Origin of the sequence: Nocardioides donggukensis (assembly GCF_014842875.1) — a bacterium.
GTDB classification, from domain to species: Bacteria; Actinomycetota; Actinomycetes; order Propionibacteriales; family Nocardioidaceae; genus Nocardioides; species Nocardioides donggukensis.
Genome location: NZ_JACYXZ010000002.1, coordinates 26,542 through 47,487 on the forward strand (window position 1 = coordinate 26,542; position 20,946 = coordinate 47,487).

Below are 20,946 nucleotides of genomic sequence, written 5' to 3' on the forward strand. Positions count from 1 at the left end.
CCGTCTCCTGCGTGTCAGGATGAAGCGGTCATGAAGCTTCCCAGCCGAGGCGCGACCGACGTCGCCCTGCCCGGAACCACCGGCACCGCCCGGGTCGACCGACGCATCCGCAGCCTCCTGCCCCGACTCGGGCCCGGCGACATCGCCGTGCTCGACCACGTCGACCTCGATCGGGCGACCGCGCAGCGGATCGCCGACTCCGGCGTCCGGGCCGTGGTCAACGCCTCGCCGTTCGTCTCCGGCCGCTACCCCAACCAGGGCCCGGCGATCCTCCTTGACGTCGGCATCGAGCTGGTCGAGGACATCGGGACCGACGGGCTGGCCCGGGTCCGGGACGGTCGCGCGGTGCGGCTGCTGGACGGCGTCCTCCACGACGGGGAGCTGGAGCTGGCCCACGGCCGGGTGCTGGACCGGGAGCGGCTGGCCACCGAGCTGGAGCTGGCCCGGGGCGGCCTGGTCACGCAGCTGACCAACTTCACCCACAACAGCACCGAGTTCCTGCGCCGTGAGCAGGACCTCCTGCTGCACGGCCGCGGCGCACCGCGGCTCGGGGCCCGGCTCGCCGGGCGGCCGGTGGTCGTCGTGGTGGCCGGGCCGGACCACGGCGACGAGCTGGCCGGGATCAAGGGCTACCTCCGCGAGCAGCACCCCGTGCTGATCGCCGTCGACGACGGCGCCGACGCCCTGCTCGCGGCCGGCCACAAGCCGGACGTGGTGGTGGTGAGCTCGCCGCTCGTGGCCGATGCCGGCCGGGTCTCCGCCCGGGCGCTGCGGGGGGCCCGCGACGTGGTCGTCGTGGTCGACCGTGGCGACGGCAAGACCCCGCTCGACGCCCTCGAGCGGCTCGGGGTCCGCCCGCTCCGGTTCGAGACCGCGGCCTCCCCGGAGGACGCGGCACTCATGCTGGCCTGGCTCGGTGACGCCTCGCTGATCGTCGGTGTCGGCGGGCACGCCGACCTCGACGACTTCCTGGACCGTCAGCGGGCCGCGCTGGCCTCGACGTTCCTGACCCGGCTCAAGGTCGGCCCGCGCCTGGTCGACGCCCGCTCGGTGCCCGAGCTGTACGCCGGCCGGGTGCGCAGCTGGCAGCTGTGGCTGCTGCTGCTCGCCGGCGTGCTGGCGGTGCTGGCCTCGCTGGCGGTCACGCCGGTCGGCCAGGAGTGGCTCGACGAGCTCCGGCCCGCCCTCGCCTCTCTCGCAGACCGTCTCGGAGGACTGTTGCCGTGATCTCGTTCCGCTACCACGTCGTCTCGGTCGTCGCCGTGCTGCTCGCGCTCGCCGCGGGCGTCGCGCTCGGCGGCGGGCCCCTCTCGGAGGTCGGCCGCGGCGCCGGCGACGAGGCCGCCCAGCGCGCCCAGGACCGCTCCGCCCAGCTCTCCCGGCAGCTCGACCGCACGGAGGGCACCGCCGCCTTCCAGGACGACTTCGCCTCCGGCACCGCGTCCGCCGCCCTGAAGAATCGCCTGACCCGACGCCCGGTCACCCTGGTCTCGCTGCCGGGGGCCGACACCGAGGTGGCGACCGGGCTGGCCGGGTTCGTCAAGCAGGCGGGCGGCTCGGTGGTCGGCCGCTACGAGGTGCGGGACGCCCTGGTGGCCGCCGACGGCAAGTCCCTGGTGGACACCCTCGGCACCCAGCTCCTCGAGTCGGTCGAGGACACCGGGGTTCCCGCCGAGGCCACCACCTACGACCGCATGGGCCAGCTCATCGGCCGGGCCGTCGCGACCAGCGACGACGGCGGTGCCAACGTCGACGGTGCGGCGCGGGACATCCTCTCCAGCCTGCGCGGCGCCAAGCTCCTGACCGGGAGCTCGGACGCCGAGCGCCGTGGCAGCCTGGTGATCATGCTGCTGGGCACCGAGCTCGCCGAGGTCGACGGGGTGCAGAACATCGTCGGCGGACTGGCCTCGGGGATGGCCACGCAGTCCGACGGCCTGGTCGTGGCCGGGAGCACGGCCTCGGCCTCCGACGGGGTGCTCGGCCTGCTGCGCGACGAGGTCTCCTTCACCGCCGGTGCCTCCTCGGTGGACTCCGTCCAGACCGTCACCGGACAGGTCGCCACCGTGCTGGCGCTGGCCGCCGAGCAGGCGGGGGAGCCCGGCCACTACGGCGCCGAGGGGATCGACGGCGCCCTCCCGCGTGGTTGATTGCCTCCCGAGGCCCTTTCACCTGTAACCTAGAACCCCGTAGCAGACCACGCGTCCGGCCCCCCGGACCCAGGGTTCCAGTCTGACCACGGGAGTTTTCTTGGCGAACAGCGCGCCGACCAGACATGTCTTCGTCACCGGAGGCGTCGCTTCGTCCCTTGGCAAGGGCCTCACCGCCTCCAGCCTGGGCAGCCTGCTGAAGTCCCGCGGTCTCCGGGTCACCATGCAGAAGCTGGACCCCTACCTCAACGTGGACCCGGGGACGATGAACCCGTTCCAGCACGGGGAGGTCTTCGTCACCGACGACGGCGCCGAGACCGACCTCGACATCGGTCACTACGAGCGCTTCCTCGACACCGACCTCGGGCAGATCGCCAACGTCACCACCGGGCAGGTCTACTCGACGGTGATCGCGAAGGAGCGCCGCGGCGACTACCTCGGGGACACCGTGCAGGTGATCCCGCACATCACCAACGAGATCAAGGACCGGATCCAGGCGATGGGGCGCCACGACGACGGCGGCGAGCCGATCGACGTGGTGATCACCGAGATCGGCGGCACCGTGGGCGACATCGAGTCGCTGCCGTTCCTCGAGGCGGCCCGCCAGGTGCGGCACGACATCGGTCGCGACAACTGCTTCTTCCTGCACGTCTCGCTGGTGCCGTACATCGGCCCGTCCGGCGAGCTCAAGACCAAGCCGACCCAGCACTCGGTCGCGGCGCTGCGCTCCATCGGCATCCAGCCCGACGCCGTGGTCTGCCGGGCCGACCGGGAGCTGCCCACGAGCATCAAGCGCAAGATCTCCCTGATGTGCGACGTCGACGCCGAGGCCGTGGTCACCGCCGCGGACGCCCCGTCGATCTACGACATCCCGAAGGTGCTGCACCGCGAGGGCCTCGACGCCTACGTCGTACGCCGGCTGAACCTGCCCTTCCGGGACGTGGACTGGACCGTGTGGGACGACCTGCTCCGCCGGGTGCACCACCCCCGCGAGGAGGTCACCGTCGCCCTGGTCGGCAAGTACGTCGACCTGCCGGACGCCTACCTCTCGGTCGCCGAGGCGCTGCGGGCCGGGGGCTTCGCGCACGAGGCGAAGGTGCACCTGCGCTGGATCGCCTCCGACGACTGCGAGACCCCCGCCGGCGCCGCCCGCGAGCTGCACGACGTCGACGCCGTCTGCGTGCCGGGCGGGTTCGGGATCCGCGGCATCGAGGGCAAGCTCGGCGCGCTCACGCACGCCCGGACCCACGGCATCCCGACCCTCGGCCTCTGCCTCGGACTGCAGTGCATGGTGATCGAGTACGCGCGCAGCGAGGCGGGGCTGGAGAAGGCCGCCTCCACCGAGTTCGACCCCGACTGCCCCGAGCCGGTGATCGCCACGATGGAGGAGCAGAAGCACATCGTGGAGGGCACCGGCGACCTGGGCGGCACGATGCGCCTGGGGCTCTACCCCGCGCAGCTGGCCGAGGGCAGCGTGGTCCGGGAGGCGTACGGCGAGGCCGAGATCCACGAGCGGCACCGGCACCGGTTCGAGGTCAACAACGCCTACCGCGAGCAGCTGCAGGAGGCCGGGCTGGTCTTCTCCGGCGTCAACAACGACCTCGACCTGGTCGAGTTCGTGGAGCTGCCGCGCGAGGTGCACCCCTACTACGTGGCCACGCAGGCACACCCGGAGCTGCGCTCCCGGCCGACCCGCCCGCACCCGCTCTTCGCGGGCCTGGTGGGCGCGGCGATCGAGCGGCAGAAGGAGCTGCGGTTCCCGATCGACGAGGAGCTGCGCCCGGTGGACAAGGGCGAGGAGTGAGCACCGACCCCCTGCTGGCGGACCGGGAGGAGTCGTGGCCGGTCTCCTCCTCGACCGTCCTGCACCGTGACGACTGGATCGTGGGGCTCCGCTCGGACCAGGTGGCCCACCCCGGCGACCCGGACGGGCCGGCGTTCGGCCGGCTGGTCCTCGAGCACCCCGGTGCCGCCCTGGTGCTCGCGCTCGACGACGACGACCGGGTGTTCTGCCTGAGCCAGTACCGCCACCCGGCCCAGCGCCGGTTCGTCGAGCTGCCGGCCGGGGTGATCGACGCCGAGGGGGAGGACCCCCTCGACGTGGCCCGTCGTGAGCTGCGCGAGGAGGCCGAGCTGCAGGCGTCGGAGTGGACCCACCTGCTGTCGGTGTGGGCCTCCCCGGGGATCTCGGCCGAGCGGCAGCACGTCTACCTCGCCCGCGGCCTGAGCCACGCGGACCGGGGCGACTTCGAGCTGCACCACGAGGAGGCCGACATGGAGACCTTCTGGGTCCCGTTCGCCGACCTGCGGGCCGCGGTCCTCGACGGTCGCTGCGCGGACGCGCCGGTCGCGCTCGCCGTCCTCGCCCACGACGCCCGGCGCCGCGACGCCGAGGGGAGCGGCGCGCCCCGATGAGTGGGCCGAGCGGAGTCGGGCGCGCCGTGCGGACCTACCTCGACCACCTCTCCGTGGAGCGCGGGCTGGCCGCAAACACGCTGCTCTCCTACCGCCGGGACCTGCGCCGCTACCAGGCATACCTGGCCGAGGCCGGCATCACCGAGCTCGCGGCGATCACCGAATCGGTGGTCGGGGCCTTCCTCGTGCGGCTCCGCGAGGGGGACGCCGAGCACCCGCCGCTGGGCGCGACGTCGGCCGCGCGGACCGTGGTCGCGGTCCGGGGATTCCACAAGTTCACCGTGCGGGACGGGCTGGCCACGGTCGACCCGGCAGCCGCGGTCCGGCCGCCGACCCCCGCCAAGCGACTGCCCAAGGCGCTGCCGCTCTCGGACGTCGAGGCCCTGCTCGAGGCCGCCGGTGCCGCCGGCACCACGCTCGCGCTCCGGGACCGGGCCCTGCTCGAGGTGCTCTACGGCACCGGTGCCCGCATCTCGGAGGCGGTCGGCCTCGACGTCGACGACCTCGACGGCGATCTCGTCGGGGGGCCTGACTCCGCCGACGGCACCGTCCGGCTCCGCGGCAAGGGCAGCAAGGAGCGGATCGTGCCGGTGGGCTCCTACGCCCGGGCGGCCGTGGACGCCTACCTGGTGCGAGCCCGGCCCGAGCTGGTCGCGGCCGGGAAGGGCACCTCCGCCCTGTTCCTCAACGCCCGCGGTGGCCGGCTCTCCCGGCAGAGCGCCTGGACGGTCCTGGTCCGCGCCGCGGACCGGGCCGGGGTCACCCGCGACGTCTCCCCGCACACCCTGCGGCACTCCTTCGCCACCCACCTGCTCGACGGAGGCGCCGACGTCCGGGTCGTCCAGGAGCTGCTCGGCCACGCCTCGGTCACGACCACCCAGGTCTACACGCTGGTCACGGTCGACAACCTGCGCGAGGTCTTCGCCACCGCGCACCCGAGGGCCCGATGAGCCTGGCGGCGGTGCCCGCCGGCGACGACCCGGACGAGGTCTACGACGCGTTCACCGCCTGGGTCGAGCAGCAGGGGCTGGGGCTCTACCCGCACCAGGACGAGGCCCTGCTCGAGCTGGCCGCGGGCAGCAACGTGATCCTGGCGACCCCCACCGGGTCGGGGAAGTCCCTGGTCGCGACCGGGGCGCACTTCGCGGCGCTGGCCGGCGACCGGGTGAGCTTCTACACCGCGCCGATCAAGGCGCTGGTGAGCGAGAAGTTCTTCGCCCTGTGCGGGATCTTCGGCGCCGACAACGTCGGGATGCTCACCGGCGACGCGGCGGTGAACGCCGACGCGCCGATCATCTGCTGCACCGCCGAGGTGCTGGCCAACATCGCGCTCCGCGAGGGCGCCGAGGCCGACGTCGGCCTGGTCGTCATGGACGAGTTCCACTACTACTCCGAGCCGGACCGGGGCTGGGCGTGGCAGGTGCCGCTGCTGACGCTCCCGCACGCGCAGTTCCTGCTGATGTCGGCGACCCTGGGGGACGTCTCGGCCTTCGTGGACGACCTGACCCTCCGCACCGGCCGGGAGACCGTGGTCGTCGACGAGGCGGAGCGCCCGGTCCCGTTGAGCTTCACCTGGTCGACCACCCCGCTCGCCGAGACCGTGGAGGAGCTCGTCGAGACCCGCCAGGTGCCGGCGTACGTCGTGCACTTCACGCAGGCGGCCGCGGTCGAGCACGCGGGGACCCTGAAGGGCCTCAAGGCGGTGACTCGCGAGGAGAAGGACGCCATCGCCGAGGTGCTGGGCGGGTTCCGGTTCCACGCGGGCTTCGGGCGGACGCTGTCCGCCCTGCTGCGCAACGGCGTCGGCGTGCACCACGCCGGCATGCTGCCGCGCTACCGACGGGTGGTCGAGCAGTTGGCCCAGCAGGGCCTGCTCAAGGTGATCTGCGGGACGGACACGCTCGGTGTCGGGATCAACGTGCCGATCCGGACCGTGCTGTTCACCGGGCTGGCCAAGTTCGACGGCAACCGGCAGCGGGTGCTGCGCACCCGGGAGTTCCAGCAGATCGCCGGCCGGGCCGGTCGGGCCGGCTTCGACACGGCCGGCTACGTGCTGGTGCAGGCCCCCGAGCACGTGATCGAGAACGAGCGGGCGGTGGCCAAGGCCGGTGACGACCCGAAGAAGAAGCGCAAGCTGCAGCGCCGCAAGCCGCCCGAGGGGTCGGTGGTGTGGACCGAGCAGACCTTCGACAAGCTCGTGCACGGCCAGCCCGAGGCGCTGGTGTCGCGGATGCGGGTGGACAACGCGATGCTGCTCAACGTCGTGGCCCGGGAGGCGGACGCGTTCGCGGTGCTCCGCGACCTGCTCCGTGACAACCACGAGGAGCCGCGCAACCGGGTCCGGCTGATCCGGCGGGCGCTGCGGCTGGGCCGCTCGCTCCTGGCGTCGGGCGTCCTGGCCCGGCTGGAGGAGCCGGACCGCTTCGGTCGCCGGTTCGTGCTCACCCACGAGCTGCCCGCGGACTTCGCGCTCAACCAGCCGCTGGCGCACTTCGCGCTGGCCGCGCTGGACGTGCTCGACCCGGAGAGCCCGACCTACACCCTCGACCTGGTCTCGGTCATCGAGTCCGTGCTCGAGGCCCCGCGGCAGGTGCTCTTCGCCCAGCAGTACGCCGCCCGCGGCGAGGCGGTCGCGGAGATGAAGGCCGACGGCATCGAGTACGACGAGCGGATGGCGCTGCTCGACGAGGTGACCTGGCCCAAGCCGCTCGCCGAGCTGCTCGAGGCGACCTACGAAATCTACCGTCAGAGCCACCCCTGGCTGCCCGAGGACGGGCTCGGCCCGAAGTCGGTGGTGCGGGAGATGTTCGAGCAGGCGATGACGTTCGGCGACTTCGTCCGGCGCTACCAGCTGGCCCGCTCCGAGGGACTGGTGCTGCGCTACCTGACCGACGCCTACCGCACGCTGCGGCACACCGTGCCCGAGGCGCACCGCACCGAGGAGCTCGAGGAGCTCGTCGAGTGGCTGGGGGAGACCGTGCGCCAGACCGACTCCTCCCTGCTCGACGAGTGGGAGGCGCTCACCGACCCCGACCGCGAGCTCGTCGAGGCCGAAGCGCCGCGGCCCCGGCCGGTCTCCCGGCAGGGCCGGTCGTTCCGGGTCATGGTCCGCAACGAGCTGTTCCGCCGCATGGAGCTCGCCGCCCGCGACGACCTGGCCGGGCTGGTCGGGCTGGAGCGCCGCAACGCCGACCGGGCCGACCCGGTCCTGGAGGTGGTGATGACCCGCTCGGCGTGGGACGAGGCCCTGGAGGCCTACTTCACCGAGCACGACGAGCTGGGGACCGGTGCGCAGGCCCGCGGGCCGGCGTACTTCACCGTCGAGGAGGGCACCGGGGACGCCGCCGTCGACGGGGAGCAGTTCCACGGCGCCCGGGTGTGGCGGGTCGTGCAGACCCTCGACGACCCCGAGGGGGACCGGGACTGGGTGATCGAGGCGACGGTCCACCTCGACGCCTCCGACACCGCCGGCGAGCCGGTGGTGCTGGCCACGGCGCTGCGGCGCCGGGACGGCCTCTGAGTCCCGGCTGGCCGGCCCGGCGCGGGCCGACGGACCCCCGGTCCCTCCACAGGTTTCTGCACAGGTACGGTCGCGCATGTGCAGTCGGACCGCGTCGAGTGCACAGGTCATCAACAGATTTGGCTCGTGCACAGGCGATCGGGACATCCGGCTTGTTCGGTCCCGGACCGGGGCCTAGAGTCGCGCGCAGGCTCGGGCGGTGTCGCCGAGTCGACAAAGCACCAGCGAGGAGCGGCGCATGAGCGTGGGCGGATCATTCCCGGGCGGCCCCGGACAGGGGAGCAGCGCTCCGCAGATGCCACCGTTGGGCGCGCCGCCCGCCCCTCCTTCCCCGTCCCGAGATGAGCACCCCGTGAGTGACCCGCTGCCGTTCCCGGCCGCCCAGCCCCAGTCGACCCAGCCCGAGCCGACCCAGCCGGTCCCCGTGGACCAGGCGGCCCCCGTGGACCAGGCGACCCCGGAGGCCCCGGCCGCCGCCAAGCTCGGTCCGACCGGCCGCCCGATGCCCGACCTCCCCGAGCCGCGCCCGCTGACCAGCCACGGCAACGCCCGGGTGATCGCGATGTGCAACCAGAAGGGCGGGGTCGGCAAGACGACCACGACGATCAACCTCGGTGCCTCGCTCGCGGAGTACGGCCGCAAGGTGCTGCTGGTCGACTTCGACCCGCAGGGCTCGCTCTCCGTGGGGCTCGGGCTGAACCCGCACGAGATGGACCTGTCCATCTACAACCTGCTGATGGAGCGCGACGTCGACTTCCAGGAGGTGGTGGTCCCCTCCGGCGTGCCCGGCATGGACCTGCTGCCCTCCAACATCGACCTCTCCGCCGCCGAGGTGCAGCTGGTGCACGAGGTGGCCCGCGAGCAGACGCTGGCCCGGGTGCTGGCGCCGGCGCTGGCGACGTACGACGTGATCCTCATCGACTGCCAGCCCTCGCTCGGGCTGCTCACCGTCAACGCGCTCACCGCCTCCGACGGCGTGATCGTACCGCTGGAGTGCGAGTACTTCGCGCTGCGCGGCGTGGCGCTGCTGAAGACCACCATCGACAAGGTGCAGGAGCGGCTGAACCCGAAGCTCGAGATCGACGGCGTGCTCGGCACGATGTTCGACGGCCGCACGCTGCACAGCCGGGAGGTCATGGAGCGCCTCGTGCACGCCTGGGGCGACAAGGTCTTCCACACCGTGATCCGCCGGACCATCAAGTTCTCCGACTCGACCGTGGCCGGTGAGCCGATCACGACCTACGCCTCGACGTCCACCGGCGCCGAGTCCTACCGCCAGCTGGCCAAGGAGGTGCTCTCCCGTTGCCTCGACGGGTGAGCCTCCCGTCCGCCGACGACCTCTTCCGCCCGACCTCCCCGGACGGCTCCGACCGGAGCCCCGGGGAGGCGGCTGAGCGGCCGGCCGAGCAGGCGGTCGACCAGCCGGCCGACCAGCCGGTCCATGGGGCGCGACCGGCGCCACGCCGGCCCAGCGGCCGGGTCCGGCACGACGAGAAGATGACCGTCTACGTCACCTCCGAGGAGCTGCACGACCTCGAGCAGGCCCGGCTGACCCTGCGTCGCACCGGCCTCACCGTCGACCGCGGCCGGCTGGTGCGGGCGGCGATCGCGCTGGCGCTGGCCGGCTACGAGCAGGACGGCGAGGACAGCGCGCTCGTCCAACGGCTGAGGGACGCATGACCGAGCTGGCCGCGGCCACCGACGAGGGCGACGCCGCTCCGGCGTTCGCCGTGCACCTGGCCAACTTCGAGGGCCCGTTCGACCTGCTGCTGAACCTGATCGCGAAGCACAAGCTCGACGTCACCGAGGTGGCACTGTCCCGGGTGACCGACGAGTTCATCGCCCACGTCAAGGCCGGGGGACCGGTCTGGGACCTCGAGCAGACCACGTCGTTCCTGCTGGTGGCCTCGACGCTGCTCGACCTCAAGGCGGCCCGGCTGCTGCCGCAGGGCGACGTCGAGGACGAGGAGGACCTCGCCCTGCTCGAGGCGCGCGACCTGCTCTTCGCCCGGCTGCTGCAGTACAAGGCCTTCAAGCAGGTCGCCTCGCTGCTCGAGCGTCGGCTGGCCGCCGAGGCCCAGCGCCACCCCCGGGCGGTCGGGCTGGAGGAGCGCTTCGCCTCGCTGCTGCCCGAGGTGCTGATCGGGATCGGGCTGGAGCAGTTCGCCGGGCTGGCGGCGCGGGCGATGGAGCCCAAGCCGGTGCTGGAGGTCTCGCTGCAGCACATCCACGCTCCCACGGTGTCCGTGCGCGAGCAGGCCGCCTTGGTGATGGACCGGCTGCGGCGCAGCGGGAGGATGACCTTCCGGGCCCTGTGCGGGGACTCGCCGGACACCCTCACCACGGTCGCCCGGTTCCTGTCGCTGCTGGAGCTGTTCCGGGAGGGCGCGGTGACCTTCGACCAGGTCTCGCCGCTCGGGGAGCTGTCCGTGCGGTGGACCGGCGGCGAGGACGAGATCGAGATCACCGACGAGTTCGACGGCGCCCCGCCGGAGGCGACCGACCAGACCGGAGACCCGGACCCGGCAGCAGAGCCGCACGAGGAGACGACGTGAGTGACAGCGAGACCCTGGCGGTGGCCGTCGCCGAGCTGCGGCCGGCCCTGGAGGCGATCCTCATGGTCGCCGACCAGCCGCTGGACCAGACGACGCTCGCCTCCGCCGTCGGCTACCCGGTCGAGGACGTCGTGGGCGCGCTGACCGCGCTGGCGGGGGAGTACACCGACCAGGGTCGCGGCTTCGAGCTGCGCAACGTGGCCGGTGGCTGGCGGTTCTACACCCGCGAGGAGTACGCCGCCGTGGTCGAGGCGTTCGTCCTCGACGGTCAGCAGGCCCGGCTCACCCAAGCCGCCCTCGAGACGCTCGCGGTCGTCGCCTACAAGCAGCCGGTCTCCCGGGCCCGGGTCTCGGCGATCCGGGGCGTCAACGTGGACGGGGTGATGCGCACCCTGCTCGCCCGCGGCCTGGTCGAGGAGGCCGGCCAGGACGGCGAGACCGGGGCGAACCTCTACTCGACCACCTCCTACTTCCTCGAGCGGATCGGGATCACCTCCCTCGACGACCTGCCCGAGCTGGCGCCGTACCTGCCCGACATGGACGACCTCGAAGACGAGCTGGCCGGCCTGGCCGCCCCGGCCGCCGAGGGGTCCCAGCAGGAGGCGCCGGCCCCGCAGCCGGAGCCCGAGCCGCAGCCGGAGCCGAGGCCCGAGCCGCAGCCGGAGCCGGCCCACCACTCGCCGCACAGCGGGGACGGCACCGAGCCCGACGGCGGGACCGAGCCTTCGTGAGCATCGAGCTCGACGACGACGGCCAGATCCGGCTGCAGAAGCTGCTCGCCCAGTCCGGCATCGCCTCGCGCCGCAAGTGCGAGGAGATCATGCTCGCCGGCCGGGTCGAGGTGGACGGCGAGGTGGTCACCCGGCTGGGCACCAAGGTCGACCCCCGCAGCGCCGTGATCCGCGTGGACGGCACCCGGCTGCCGCCGGTCAGCCCGAACGTCTACCTGGTGCTGAACAAGCCCCGCGGCGTGGTCTCGACGATGTCGGACCCGGAGGGTCGGCGCTGCCTGGCCGAGCTGGTGGCCGAGCGGCCCGAGCGGCTCTTCCACGTCGGACGCCTGGACACCGACACCTCGGGCCTGCTGCTGCTGACCAACGACGGCGAGTTCGCGCACCGGATGGCGCACCCGTCCTACGAGGTGGACAAGACCTACGTCGCCGAGGTCGACGGCGAGGTCGCGAAGGGCACGCTGCAGGCCCTGCGGGACGGGGTCACCCTCGAGGACGGGCCGGTGCAGGTCTCCCGCGCCACCCTGGTCGGGGCCGGCGAGGGCAACGCCAGGGGCCGCTCGATCGTCGAGCTGGTGATCCACGAGGGCCGGAACCGGATCGTCCGCCGGCTGCTGGAGCAGGTGGGTCACCCGGTCCGTCGGCTCACCCGCACCGCCATCGGCCCGGTCGTGCTGCACGGGCTGCGCCAGGGCGGTCTGCGGGAGCTCACCGCGGACGAGCTGGGCGCCCTGCTGGACGCCGCGGAGCTCTGAGCGCCCGACCGGGCTAGGGTTTCCTCCCGGACCGACGGCGAGGCGAGAGGTGGAGGAGCGGACGTGGCAGTGCGCGCAGTGCGGGGCGCCACCCAGCTCGAGGACGACACCCGCGAGCACATGCTCGACCGGGTGGCCGAGATGGTGCTCGACGTGATGGCCTCCAACGAGCTCGAGGTCGACGACTTCATCTCGGTGGTCTTCACCGCCACCTCCGACCTGGTCTCGGAGTTCCCCGCGTACGCCGCCCGCCGGCTCGGGTTCGGCGAGGTCCCGCTGCTGTGCGCGCGCGAGCTGGAGATCGCCGGCTCCATGCCCCGGGTGGTGCGGATGATGGCGCACGTCGAGACCGACCTGCCGCGCTCGGAGATCACCCACGTCTACCTGCACGGGGCGGCCAACCTGCGGCGGGACCTGACCCGGGTCCGGTCGGTGCCCGACGACCCGTCTGACGAGCTGCCCGGTGGCTGAGGACGGCGGGCTGCCCGGCCCGGTCCTGGTCGTGGGCGCCGGCCTGCTCGGCACCTCGATCGGCCTGGCGCTCACCGCGCGGGGCGTCGAGGTCTGGCTCAGCGACCTGAACCCCGAGCATGTGCGGACCGCCTCCGGCCTGGGCGCCGGGACGCCCCTCCGGGACGGTGCGTCCCCCTCGCTGGTCGTCGTCGCGGTGCCGCCGGACGCGGTCGGGGCCCGGGTCCATGAGGCCCTCGAGGCCCACCCGGGGGCGGTCGTCACCGACGTGGGGAGCGTGAAGAGCGAGCCCCTGGAGCACCTGCGGCGGCACCTGCCGGATGACGCCGACAGCGGTTCGCTGGCCCGCTACGTCGGCTCGCACCCGATGGCCGGCAGCGAGCGATCGGGTCCGCTCGCAGCGTCCGCGGCCCTCTTCGACGGCCGGCCCTGGGCGGTCACGCCGCACGAGCGGGCCGCGGAGCCTTCGGTGCAGGCCGTGCTCGGCCTGGTGGCCCTGTGCGGGGCCAGCCCGGTGGTCCTCTCGCCCGCCGAGCACGACCAGGCGGTGGCCCGGATCTCGCACCTGCCGCACCTGATGGCGGTCCTCGTCGCCGGCCGGCTGGCCGGCGCCTCGGCCGAGCACCTCGCGCTGTCCGGCCAGGGCGTCCGCGACGTGACCCGGATCGCCGCCGGCGACCCCCGGCTCTGGGAGCAGATCATCGGCGCCAACGCGCCCGCGGTGCTCACGCTGCTGGAGGAGGTGCAGGACCGGCTCGCGACCCTGCACGCCGCGGTCTCGGGCTCCGACCGAGCGGCGCTGGGCACGCTGCTGGCCGAGGGTGTGGCCGGTACCCGCGCGATCCCCGGCAAGCACGGCGGGCCGGTCCGGCCGACCGGGTCGGTGTACGTCGCGGTGCCCGACCACCCCGGCGAGCTGGCCCGGCTGTTCGCCGACGCCGGCGAGGCACGCGTCAACGTGGAGGACATCCACATCGACCACGACCCGGGCCGCCCCGTGGGACAGGTCGAGCTGGTGGTCGACGTGGAGCTGGCCGACCAGCTGTGCGAGGCCCTGGTCGGCCGGGGCTGGACCGCCTACCGCTGACCCCCGACGCCCGCTCCGCGCCGTCGCCCGTGGCTGGCCCCCGTGGCTGGGCGCGCGGCTGGGCCGCGGCTGCGTCGATGCTGGGCGGGGGTCCGCCGGCCGGTAGAGTGCTGCCGCCCCCGCCCACCCGGACCAGTCGAAGGCAGGACATCGTGAGCAGCACCCTCGTCGTCGCGATCGACGGCCCCTCCGGGTCGGGCAAGTCGAGCACGTCGCGCGGCGTGGCCGCGGCGCTGGGGCTGCGCTACCTCGACACCGGCGCGATGTTCCGGGCGATGACCTGGGCGATGCTGCGCGACCGGGTGGACGTCCACGACGCCGGTGCTGTCGGTGCCCACGCCGCGACCCCGCGGCTGACCTCCGGCACCGACCCGGACGGGCCCACGATCACCGTCGACGGCGAGGACGTCTCCGCCGCGATCCGGCTCCCCGACGTCACCGCGGCGGTCAGCCCGGTGAGTGCGGTCCCCGAGGTCCGGGCCCGGCTCCTCGAGCTGCAGCGGGAGGTGATCGGCGACGGGGGGATCGTCGTCGAGGGCCGCGACATCGGCTCGGTGGTGTGGCCGCAGGCCCCGGTGAAGGTCTACCTGACCGCCGACCCTTCGGCCCGGGCGCTGCGCCGGGCCGCCGAGGAGGGCGGCGCCGACCTGGCCGCCACCGAGCAGTCCCTGCTCGCCCGCGACAAGATCGACTCCGGACGCGCCACCGCGCCGCTGACGATGCCCGCCGGCGCCCACCACATCGACACCACGCCGTACACGCTCGACGAGGTGATCGGCCTGGTCGTGGCGCTCGTGGAGGCGGTCGAGGCGCGGTCGTGAACCGGCGCCGGCCGCGTGCCGGGGCCCACGCCGAGCTGCCCCGAACCCTCACCACGCCGCACCCGCGGCGCTACCTGCTGCACCCGCTGCGGCCGGCGGCCCGGTGGATCGTCCGCCGCCGGGTGCCGGTCCGGGTGCACGGCGCCGACCGGGTCCCGGCGACCGGCCCGGTGATCTTCTCGGCCAACCACATCGGGGTCGTGGACGGTCCGCTGCTGGCGATCTTCAGCCCGCGGCCGGTGCACGCGCTGACCAAGGTGGAGATGTTCCACGGGCTGCTGGGTCGCTTCCTGCACGCCGCCGGCCAGATCCCGGTCGACCGGTTCGTGTGTGACCCGGCGGCGGTGAAGGCCTGCCTGGTGGCGCTGCGCGAGGGGGCGACCGTCGGGATCTTCCCCGAGGGCCGCCGGGGGAGCGGGGAGCTGGTCCGCTTCCACCGCGGCGCGGCGTACCTCGCGCTGGTCTCCGGCGCACCGGTGGTGCCGGTGACCTTCCTGGGCAGCCGGGCGCCCGGGGCCGGGCCGAACGCGCTCCCGCCGCGGGACGGGCACGTGGACATCGTCTACGGTGCCCCGTACACCGCCCCGCAGGTCGGCTGGCCGCGCACCCGGGAACACGTGGAGCAGACTTCGTTGTTGCTCCGTGAGCACATGTCCGCGCGCCTCACCGAGGCGTTGGCGCTGACCGGCCGGCAGCTGCCGGGCCCGCTGCCCCCGGGCACCTACGACGACGACCCCGACACCGGGGTGCTGGAGCAAGGAGCATCATGAGCGAGTACGACGCCCCCGACGGGGCCACCGCCGAGACCGCGACGGGTCCGGTGCCGGTGCTCGCGGTCGTCGGGCGACCCAACGTGGGCAAGTCCACGCTCGTGAACCGGATCATCGGCCGCCGCGAGGCGGTCGTGGAGGACCGCCCCGGCGTCACCCGGGACCGGGTCTCCTACGACGCCAACTGGAACGGGCGGGCCTTCACCGTCGTCGACACCGGCGGCTGGAACCCCGACGCCCAGGGGCTGGCGGAGCGGATCGCCGCGCAGGCCGAGATCGCGGTCGGCCTGGCCGACGCGGTGCTGTTCGTCGTCGACGCGACCGTGGGCATCACCGACGCGGACGCCGCGGTCGTCAAGATCCTGCGCCGGTCGAAGAAGCCGGTGATCCTGGCCGCGAACAAGGTCGACGACGCGCGCCGCGAGGCGGAGTCGCACGTGCTGTGGAACCTCGGTCTCGGGGAGCCGTGGCCGGTCTCCGCAGTGCACGGCCGTGGGTCGGGAGACCTGCTCGACGCGGTGCTGGCGGCGCTGCCCGAGCCCCCACCGGAGCAGTTCGGCGAGGTCGGCGGCCCGCGCCGGGTCGCGATCGTCGGCAAGCCCAACGTCGGGAAGTCCTCGCTGCTCAACCAGCTGGCCCGGGAGGACCGGGTGGTGGTGGACAACGCCGCCGGCACCACGGTCGACCCGGTGGACGAGCTGGTGCGCCTCGGCGACCGGGAGTGGCGCTTCATCGACACCGCCGGCATCCGCAAGCGGGTCAAGGAGGCCTCGGGGCACGAGTACTACGCCTCCCTGCGCACGGCGACCGCGATCGAGCGGGCCGAGGTGGCGGTGCTGGTGGTGGACGGCTCCCAGAGCATCTCCGAGCAGGACGTGCGGATCATCCAGACGATCCGCGAGTCCGGCCGGGCGCTGGTCGTGGCCTTCAACAAGTGGGACCTGGTCGACGAGGAACGCCGGCACTACCTGGACCGCGAGATCGAGCGGGAGCTCGTGCAGGTGCAGTGGGCGCCGCGGATCAACATCACCGCCCGCACCGGCTGGCACATCGACCGCCTCGTGCCGGCGCTGGACCGGGCCCTCGAGGGCTGGGAGACCCGGATCTCGACCGGGAAGCTGAACACCTTCCTCGGTCGGCTGGTCGCCGAGCACCCGCACCCGGTGCGGGGTGGCAAGCAGCCCAAGGTGCTGTTCGGCACCCAGGCCACGACCGCGCCCCCGACGTTCATCCTGTTCACCAGCGGCAAGCTGGACGCCGGCTACGAGCGCTACATCGAGCGGCGGTTGCGCGAGGAGTTCGGCTTCGCCGGCACGCCGATCAACCTGCAGATCCGGGCCCGGGAGAAGCGCAAGCGCTGAGCCTCGCCCTCGGTGGTTGAGCCGCGAGCGCAGCGACCCTCGGTGGTTGAGCCGCGAGCGCAGCGAGCGAGTCGAAACCACATCTCGCGGTGCCTGCCCCCCCGGTTGCCCGCAGCGACCGCGATGCCGGCCGGCAGACCTGATTCCGCCCCCGGCAGGGGTCTGCGGTAGTGTTCCCACCGCTCGTCCCGGCCTGCCAGGGCGAGCGTTCGGGCTGTGGCGCAGCTTGGTAGCGCACTTGACTGGGGGTCAAGGGGTCGCAGGTTCAAATCCTGTCAGCCCGACCGTGACTCAGATCCGCGTTTACGCAGGTCAGAGGCATAAAAGAGGGGCCGGAGCATCATCACTGTTCCGGTCCCTCTCCGCATTTCAGCCCACGGTTTGTAACATTTTGCTACGCCAGCCCTCTCACTCGCCGTTCACCAGCCGATCCAGCGCGTCAGTAGCCGCCGACTCGTCACCCGGGATCACGTGCGCATAGGTGTTCAGCGTCAACACCGGAGAGGCGTGCCCCAGCAGCCGGCTGACGGTGTGCACCGGGGTGCCCAGCCGCAGCAGGTGCGTGGCGAACGTGTGCCGCAGGCCGTGGAGGGTCAGCGCCGGAGCGCCAGCCTCGGAGACGCACCGAGCAAACACCTTGGTGGCGTACGACGGGGCCACGCACCTGCCGCCGGGCATGGTGAACACCAGGGCCCCGGCATCGGCGTTGGTGGTCCACGCTGGTCCTGCTGCCAGCTGCTCAGCCGCCTGGGCCTTGCGCCAATCGCGCAGCGCCGCGCAGGCCGTCTCGGTCAGCGGCACGGTGCGAGCCGACTGCTTGGTCTTCGGTGGCCCGTACGTGGCCCCGTGGCCTACGTCAGACACCGCCCGAGACACCCGCAGGTTGCCCGCGTCGAGGTCCACATCGTCCCAACGCAGCGCCAGCGCTTCACCACGCCGAAGACCGGTGTAGGCCATGACCACCCACAGCGGCCACAGTCGGTGTCCCGCGGTGGCCGCGAGGAAGCCGGCCAGGGCGTCATGGGACCAGGCGTCAGGGTCTCCCGCGTCCTGACTGTCACCCCGGGGCCGTTCGGCGTCGGGGGCAGGGTTGTGCGGGATCAGCTTGGACTTCACCGCCCGGTTGAGTGCCTTGGTCAACACCGTGGAGGCGTACTGCACGGTGCGCGCAGACAGCGGCTTGCCTCCCTGCCCGCCGCTGGCGTGGATCGTGGCCCAGTGTCGAGTCAGGGTGTCGGCGTTCAGGTGCTGCAGCTTCACGTCTGCGACGGGCCACGAGGTCACGTAGAGCCGAAGCACGCGCCCGTAGGAATCTCGCGTGGAGGCCGTGACGCCCCCGCTGTAGGTCTCCAGCCACTCAGTGCACCACTCGCCCACGGTCTTGGTCGAACGCCCCACGTAGGTGCCCTCCCGTGCCGCCACGCGCGCAGCGTCCCTGGCCTCTCGAGCCGCCTTCTTGGTCGGATAGCCGCTGTGCCACTTCGCCTTCCCGTTCACCCGAACTAGGAACGACCAGTTTGGTTTCCCGGTCGTGGTTCTGTTGATGAGCCCGTCTTGCATCTTCGCTGCCATCGGTGCCTCTCTTTCGGTTGCGACTCTCCGCTGTGCATGTCTCGCCATGTGGGAAGCCTTCGACCCCCTGCGGAGTGCTAATCACGCGTAGCCACTGCACTCACTCGTGCCCTGACCTGCTGTAGCGCTTGCCCAACGCTGTGCGAATCGGGACGTGTCACGGTCTCCCCACGGCGTCCGACCAGAGCGGGTCGGGCCGAACGAGACAGGGAGCAAGCCCAATGAGCCGCACCGCCACCGAAGCCGTGACCGTGGCCGACATTCACCACCTGCCCACCGTCCCCGTGGACACCGCCGCCAGGTTCTTGGGCGTCTCCCGGGACAGCGCGTACCAAGCCGCCCGAACCGGGGAGCTGCCCACGATCCGCATCGGCCACCGCCTCCTGGTTCCCGTGCCGCGGCTGCTGGCCATGGTTGGCCACGACTGATCCGCGAAGCACAGCGTTACAAGCGTCACCGTAACTGCTGGTCAGAGGATTGTCACTTGATTGAGAGTCAAGAGTCCACCGAATTCAAGGGGGAGATGTTGCACACCACCCACCACGACTCGAGGCGCGATCACGCAGGGGGTGCCTTGTGAGTCTCTGCGACCGGCGCGGCATCCAGCTGGACCCCGAGGACTGGAACGCCGCCGGCATGCCATGGAGTGAGGACGACGACGCACCGATCGTCGTCCACTACGGCACCCGCACGGCGCTCACGACAGTCGGCACCGCGGCTGCCCGGCTCGGACTGACGCCCAGCGAGTACCGCGGCCACTTCATCGACTTGGTGGGGTGTGGCCACTTCACTCCCCGCCCAGACGGTTCCTTCGACGCCGAGGGGTGTGGCGAATGAGTGACCTCGAGCAGCGGCGCGACCACATTCGGCGGCGCGCCATCGGTGAAGGCTGGTCGCTCGGTCAGCTGGCTGTTGCGGAGAGCGTGGCCGACTGCGCCCGCGAAGACGGCACGCATGCGCTGCGCAGCGTTCAGGACCACGCAGTGCGACTCGGTGTCAGCGAGCGCACCGTCAGGCGGCATCGTGCGGACCTGGTGCGGATGGGTGTGTTCACGGAACGACGCAAGGGCGGCAACGGGCGCGGTGCAACGCTGCTCGACCTGGCCCCCGCGCCTGAGAGTCACCGGCCAGCATCACGGTCAACCGTGGCCCCTGACTCGGGGGAGTCACCGGACAGTCACCGGCCAGCGCTAGGCGCAACCGTGGCCCCCGACTCGGAAAGTAGCGGGCCAGTAGGAGGCCAGTCACCGGCCACGACTGAGCGTGAAGGTGGCCGCGGCCCACTGTCCTACAGTCCTAGCAGCAGCGAGCACCAGGACGACCCCGCTGCTTGGCTGTCCCACGAGACAGGCCACCCCGTGCCGGTCTGCGCCGCAGCGATCCGGGGGAAGCTGCCGGCCAACGTGACGCACCCGCTCGGTTACGTCCGATCCATCCCACTTGCCGACTGGGAGCCGCTGCTGAACAGGCACAGTGTCCACCAGCGGCCCGCCACAGCGATGCAGTGCGACGACCGCGACCCCCACGACCGACACCCCTGGACCGACGCCCGGAACCGGTACGTGTGCATGGGAGCGGACCCACTGTGACCACCCGAAGCCTCACCGACCGCCGCTCTGGGGTGCCGCGGGCCTCGCGTGGGGGTGTTGGAGCGCGGTGGGGGATTTTCTCGCCTACCAACTTGGCCTTGGGTGGGGGGCACCATACCGTCGAGTGTCAAGAGCCACATGCACAGATCAACGCCGTACGTCAAGCATCTGACCGCAATCTAAGACAGGAGTGACATGGGAACCCAAGGCGGCCACCCCGGCAGCGCGATGCAGCGCGCCCGTCTCGAGGCCGGGTACAGCTTGGCCGAGGCGGCGACCGCCGTCACCCGCGACCCCCAGAGCGTGAGACGTTGGGAGCGAAACCAGGCGCAAGCTCCGCAGGCCGCTCTGCAGCGCCTGGCCCGCCTGTACGGCGTGCAGCCCTCCCAGTTGGTGTCGCCGCCACCGGTGCCCGGATTCGCGGAAACGGCGGCGTATCTCCGGGCACGGCGGGCCGACGACCTGGACGCACAGGCTGCGGTCCTGACTGCCGTCGTTGATGGTGGCTTGCCAGCGGTTGCGGCGCTGGCTGCCAACCTCGCTCACCTGTTGGTCCTCGGCGTGGACGACGTGCCTGCCCTGCTGGACCGGGTTGAGGCGCAGTTGGTGAGCGGCTGACGTGAGATCACCCAGCAAGCGGCAGGCCGTGTCCGAGCGCCGCGCCACCGCCCTGAGGATGCGGCGGGAGGGCAAGGGATACCCCGAGGTGACGACCGCGCTCGGTTACGGCTCCACCGGGTCCTGCCGCAAGGACGTGTCTCGGGCGCTTCGGGACGCCGTGATGGAACAGGGCCACGCGCTGCTGGACCTCGAGCGGGAACGTCTCGACGGACTGCAGGCCATCCTGTGGCCACTCGCAGAACGCGGTGACGTGAGAGCAGCCCGAGAACTGGTGCGGCTCATGGAACGACGCGCCCGACTGCTGGGCCTGGACCGCGCCGCAGCCGACCGCTTCGCCGCCGACGAGGCCGACACCGCCAAGGGCCTCCTTGGCAACTTCGCAGGGGCACTGCAGGCCGCGTATGAGGCGATGCCAGACCCCGACACGACCCCCGATTAGCAGCGGCGTAACAAACGACCGGCAGGGAAGCCCTTGCTGAGCGTGAAAGCCGCTCATCCCCCCTTTGACCCGGCCTCAAAATCCGCCCGGGC

Annotated in this window: 21 protein-coding genes and 1 tRNA gene; 21 read left to right on the forward strand and 1 reads right to left on the reverse strand. The window is 72.5% G+C overall.

The features are described from left to right. Positions 1-30: 30 nt before the first annotated feature. The 17 genes from steA (at position 31) to IE331_RS06615 (ending at position 16,917) form a co-directional block, all read left to right on the forward strand. Positions 31-1,227 (forward strand): putative cytokinetic ring protein SteA, encoded by a 1,197-nt coding sequence (steA, locus tag IE331_RS06535; protein ID WP_192141854.1) that lies wholly within the window; start codon positions 31-33, stop codon positions 1,225-1,227. Then, positions 1,224-2,147, forward strand: a complete 924-nt coding sequence (locus tag IE331_RS06540; protein ID WP_192141856.1) for a copper transporter — start codon at positions 1,224-1,226, stop codon at positions 2,145-2,147. The genes steA and IE331_RS06540 overlap by 4 nt, the downstream gene beginning before the upstream one ends. A 100-nt stretch (positions 2,148-2,247) precedes the next feature. After that, positions 2,248-3,951, forward strand: coding sequence for a CTP synthase (locus tag IE331_RS06545; RefSeq protein WP_192141858.1), 1,704 nt, complete (start codon positions 2,248-2,250; stop codon positions 3,949-3,951). Then, positions 3,948-4,562 (forward strand): NUDIX domain-containing protein, encoded by a 615-nt coding sequence (locus IE331_RS06550; protein WP_192141859.1) that lies wholly within the window; start codon positions 3,948-3,950, stop codon positions 4,560-4,562. The genes IE331_RS06545 and IE331_RS06550 overlap by 4 nt, the downstream gene beginning before the upstream one ends. Continuing rightward, a complete protein-coding gene (locus IE331_RS06555; RefSeq protein WP_192141862.1) occupies positions 4,559-5,512 on the forward strand; it encodes a site-specific tyrosine recombinase XerD in 954 nt (317 codons plus the stop codon). Before IE331_RS06550 ends, IE331_RS06555 begins: the two co-directional genes overlap by 4 nt. After that, entirely contained in the window at positions 5,509-8,082 is a 2,574-nt protein-coding gene (locus IE331_RS06560; RefSeq protein WP_192141864.1) for a DEAD/DEAH box helicase, read from the forward strand. The genes IE331_RS06555 and IE331_RS06560 overlap by 4 nt, the downstream gene beginning before the upstream one ends. A 502-nt stretch (positions 8,083-8,584) precedes the next feature. Next, positions 8,585-9,400: a ParA family protein gene (locus IE331_RS06565; RefSeq protein ID WP_225579718.1), complete on the forward strand. Its 816-nt coding sequence runs from the start codon at positions 8,585-8,587 to the stop codon at positions 9,398-9,400. Next, a complete protein-coding gene (locus IE331_RS06570) occupies positions 9,397-9,762 on the forward strand; it encodes a hypothetical protein (protein ID WP_201931307.1) in 366 nt (121 codons plus the stop codon). Before IE331_RS06565 ends, IE331_RS06570 begins: the two co-directional genes overlap by 4 nt. Next, positions 9,759-10,637: a segregation and condensation protein A gene (locus IE331_RS06575; protein ID WP_192141873.1), complete on the forward strand. Its 879-nt coding sequence runs from the start codon at positions 9,759-9,761 to the stop codon at positions 10,635-10,637. The genes IE331_RS06570 and IE331_RS06575 overlap by 4 nt, the downstream gene beginning before the upstream one ends. Beyond that, complete coding sequence (gene scpB / locus IE331_RS06580) at positions 10,634-11,368, forward strand: SMC-Scp complex subunit ScpB (protein WP_192143234.1); 735 nt, start codon at positions 10,634-10,636, stop codon at positions 11,366-11,368. Before IE331_RS06575 ends, scpB begins: the two co-directional genes overlap by 4 nt. After that, the gene (locus tag IE331_RS06585) at positions 11,365-12,123 is read left to right on the forward strand and encodes a pseudouridine synthase (RefSeq protein WP_192141875.1); all 759 of its coding nucleotides are present in this window, start codon (positions 11,365-11,367) and stop codon (positions 12,121-12,123) included. The genes scpB and IE331_RS06585 overlap by 4 nt, the downstream gene beginning before the upstream one ends. Positions 12,124-12,186: 63 nt before the next feature. Beyond that, positions 12,187-12,594 carry a chorismate mutase gene (gene aroH, locus IE331_RS06590; protein WP_192141876.1) on the forward strand — a complete coding sequence of 136 codons (408 nt, stop codon included), beginning with the start codon at positions 12,187-12,189 and terminating at the stop codon, positions 12,592-12,594. Next, positions 12,587-13,681 carry a prephenate dehydrogenase gene (locus IE331_RS06595; protein ID WP_192141878.1) on the forward strand — a complete coding sequence of 365 codons (1,095 nt, stop codon included), beginning with the start codon at positions 12,587-12,589 and terminating at the stop codon, positions 13,679-13,681. Before aroH ends, IE331_RS06595 begins: the two co-directional genes overlap by 8 nt. 152 nt (positions 13,682-13,833) lie before the next feature. Then, positions 13,834-14,502, forward strand: a complete 669-nt coding sequence (gene cmk, locus IE331_RS06600) for a (d)CMP kinase (protein ID WP_201931314.1) — start codon at positions 13,834-13,836, stop codon at positions 14,500-14,502. Then, the gene (locus tag IE331_RS06605) at positions 14,499-15,272 is read left to right on the forward strand and encodes a lysophospholipid acyltransferase family protein (protein WP_192141880.1); all 774 of its coding nucleotides are present in this window, start codon (positions 14,499-14,501) and stop codon (positions 15,270-15,272) included. Before cmk ends, IE331_RS06605 begins: the two co-directional genes overlap by 4 nt. Further along, positions 15,269-16,633, forward strand: coding sequence for a ribosome biogenesis GTPase Der (gene der, locus IE331_RS06610; protein ID WP_192141883.1), 1,365 nt, complete (start codon positions 15,269-15,271; stop codon positions 16,631-16,633). The genes IE331_RS06605 and der overlap by 4 nt, the downstream gene beginning before the upstream one ends. Before the next feature lie 210 nt (positions 16,634-16,843). Continuing rightward, a tRNA-Pro gene (locus IE331_RS06615) sits at positions 16,844-16,917 on the forward strand. Between the two features lie 124 nt (positions 16,918-17,041). Here the strand turns inward: IE331_RS06615 and IE331_RS06620 are convergent. Next, on the reverse strand, positions 17,042-18,205 hold the full coding sequence (locus tag IE331_RS06620) for a tyrosine-type recombinase/integrase (RefSeq protein ID WP_192141885.1): 1,164 nt from the start codon (positions 18,203-18,205) through the stop codon (positions 17,042-17,044). Between the two features lie 221 nt (positions 18,206-18,426). On the opposite strand from IE331_RS06620, the gene IE331_RS06625 reads away from it, so the two are divergent. The 4 genes from IE331_RS06625 (at position 18,427) to IE331_RS06640 (ending at position 20,854) form a co-directional block, all read left to right on the forward strand. Continuing rightward, a complete protein-coding gene (locus tag IE331_RS06625; RefSeq protein WP_192141887.1) occupies positions 18,427-18,633 on the forward strand; it encodes a helix-turn-helix domain-containing protein in 207 nt (68 codons plus the stop codon). Between the two features lie 148 nt (positions 18,634-18,781). Next, positions 18,782-19,042, forward strand: a complete 261-nt coding sequence (locus IE331_RS06630) for a hypothetical protein (protein ID WP_192141889.1) — start codon at positions 18,782-18,784, stop codon at positions 19,040-19,042. 947 nt (positions 19,043-19,989) lie between these two features. Continuing rightward, on the forward strand, positions 19,990-20,412 hold the full coding sequence (locus IE331_RS06635) for a helix-turn-helix domain-containing protein (protein ID WP_192141891.1): 423 nt from the start codon (positions 19,990-19,992) through the stop codon (positions 20,410-20,412). A 28-nt stretch (positions 20,413-20,440) separates the two neighbouring features. Beyond that, positions 20,441-20,854, forward strand: a complete 414-nt coding sequence (locus IE331_RS06640; RefSeq protein ID WP_192141893.1) for a hypothetical protein — start codon at positions 20,441-20,443, stop codon at positions 20,852-20,854. Positions 20,855-20,946: the final 92 nt, after the last annotated feature.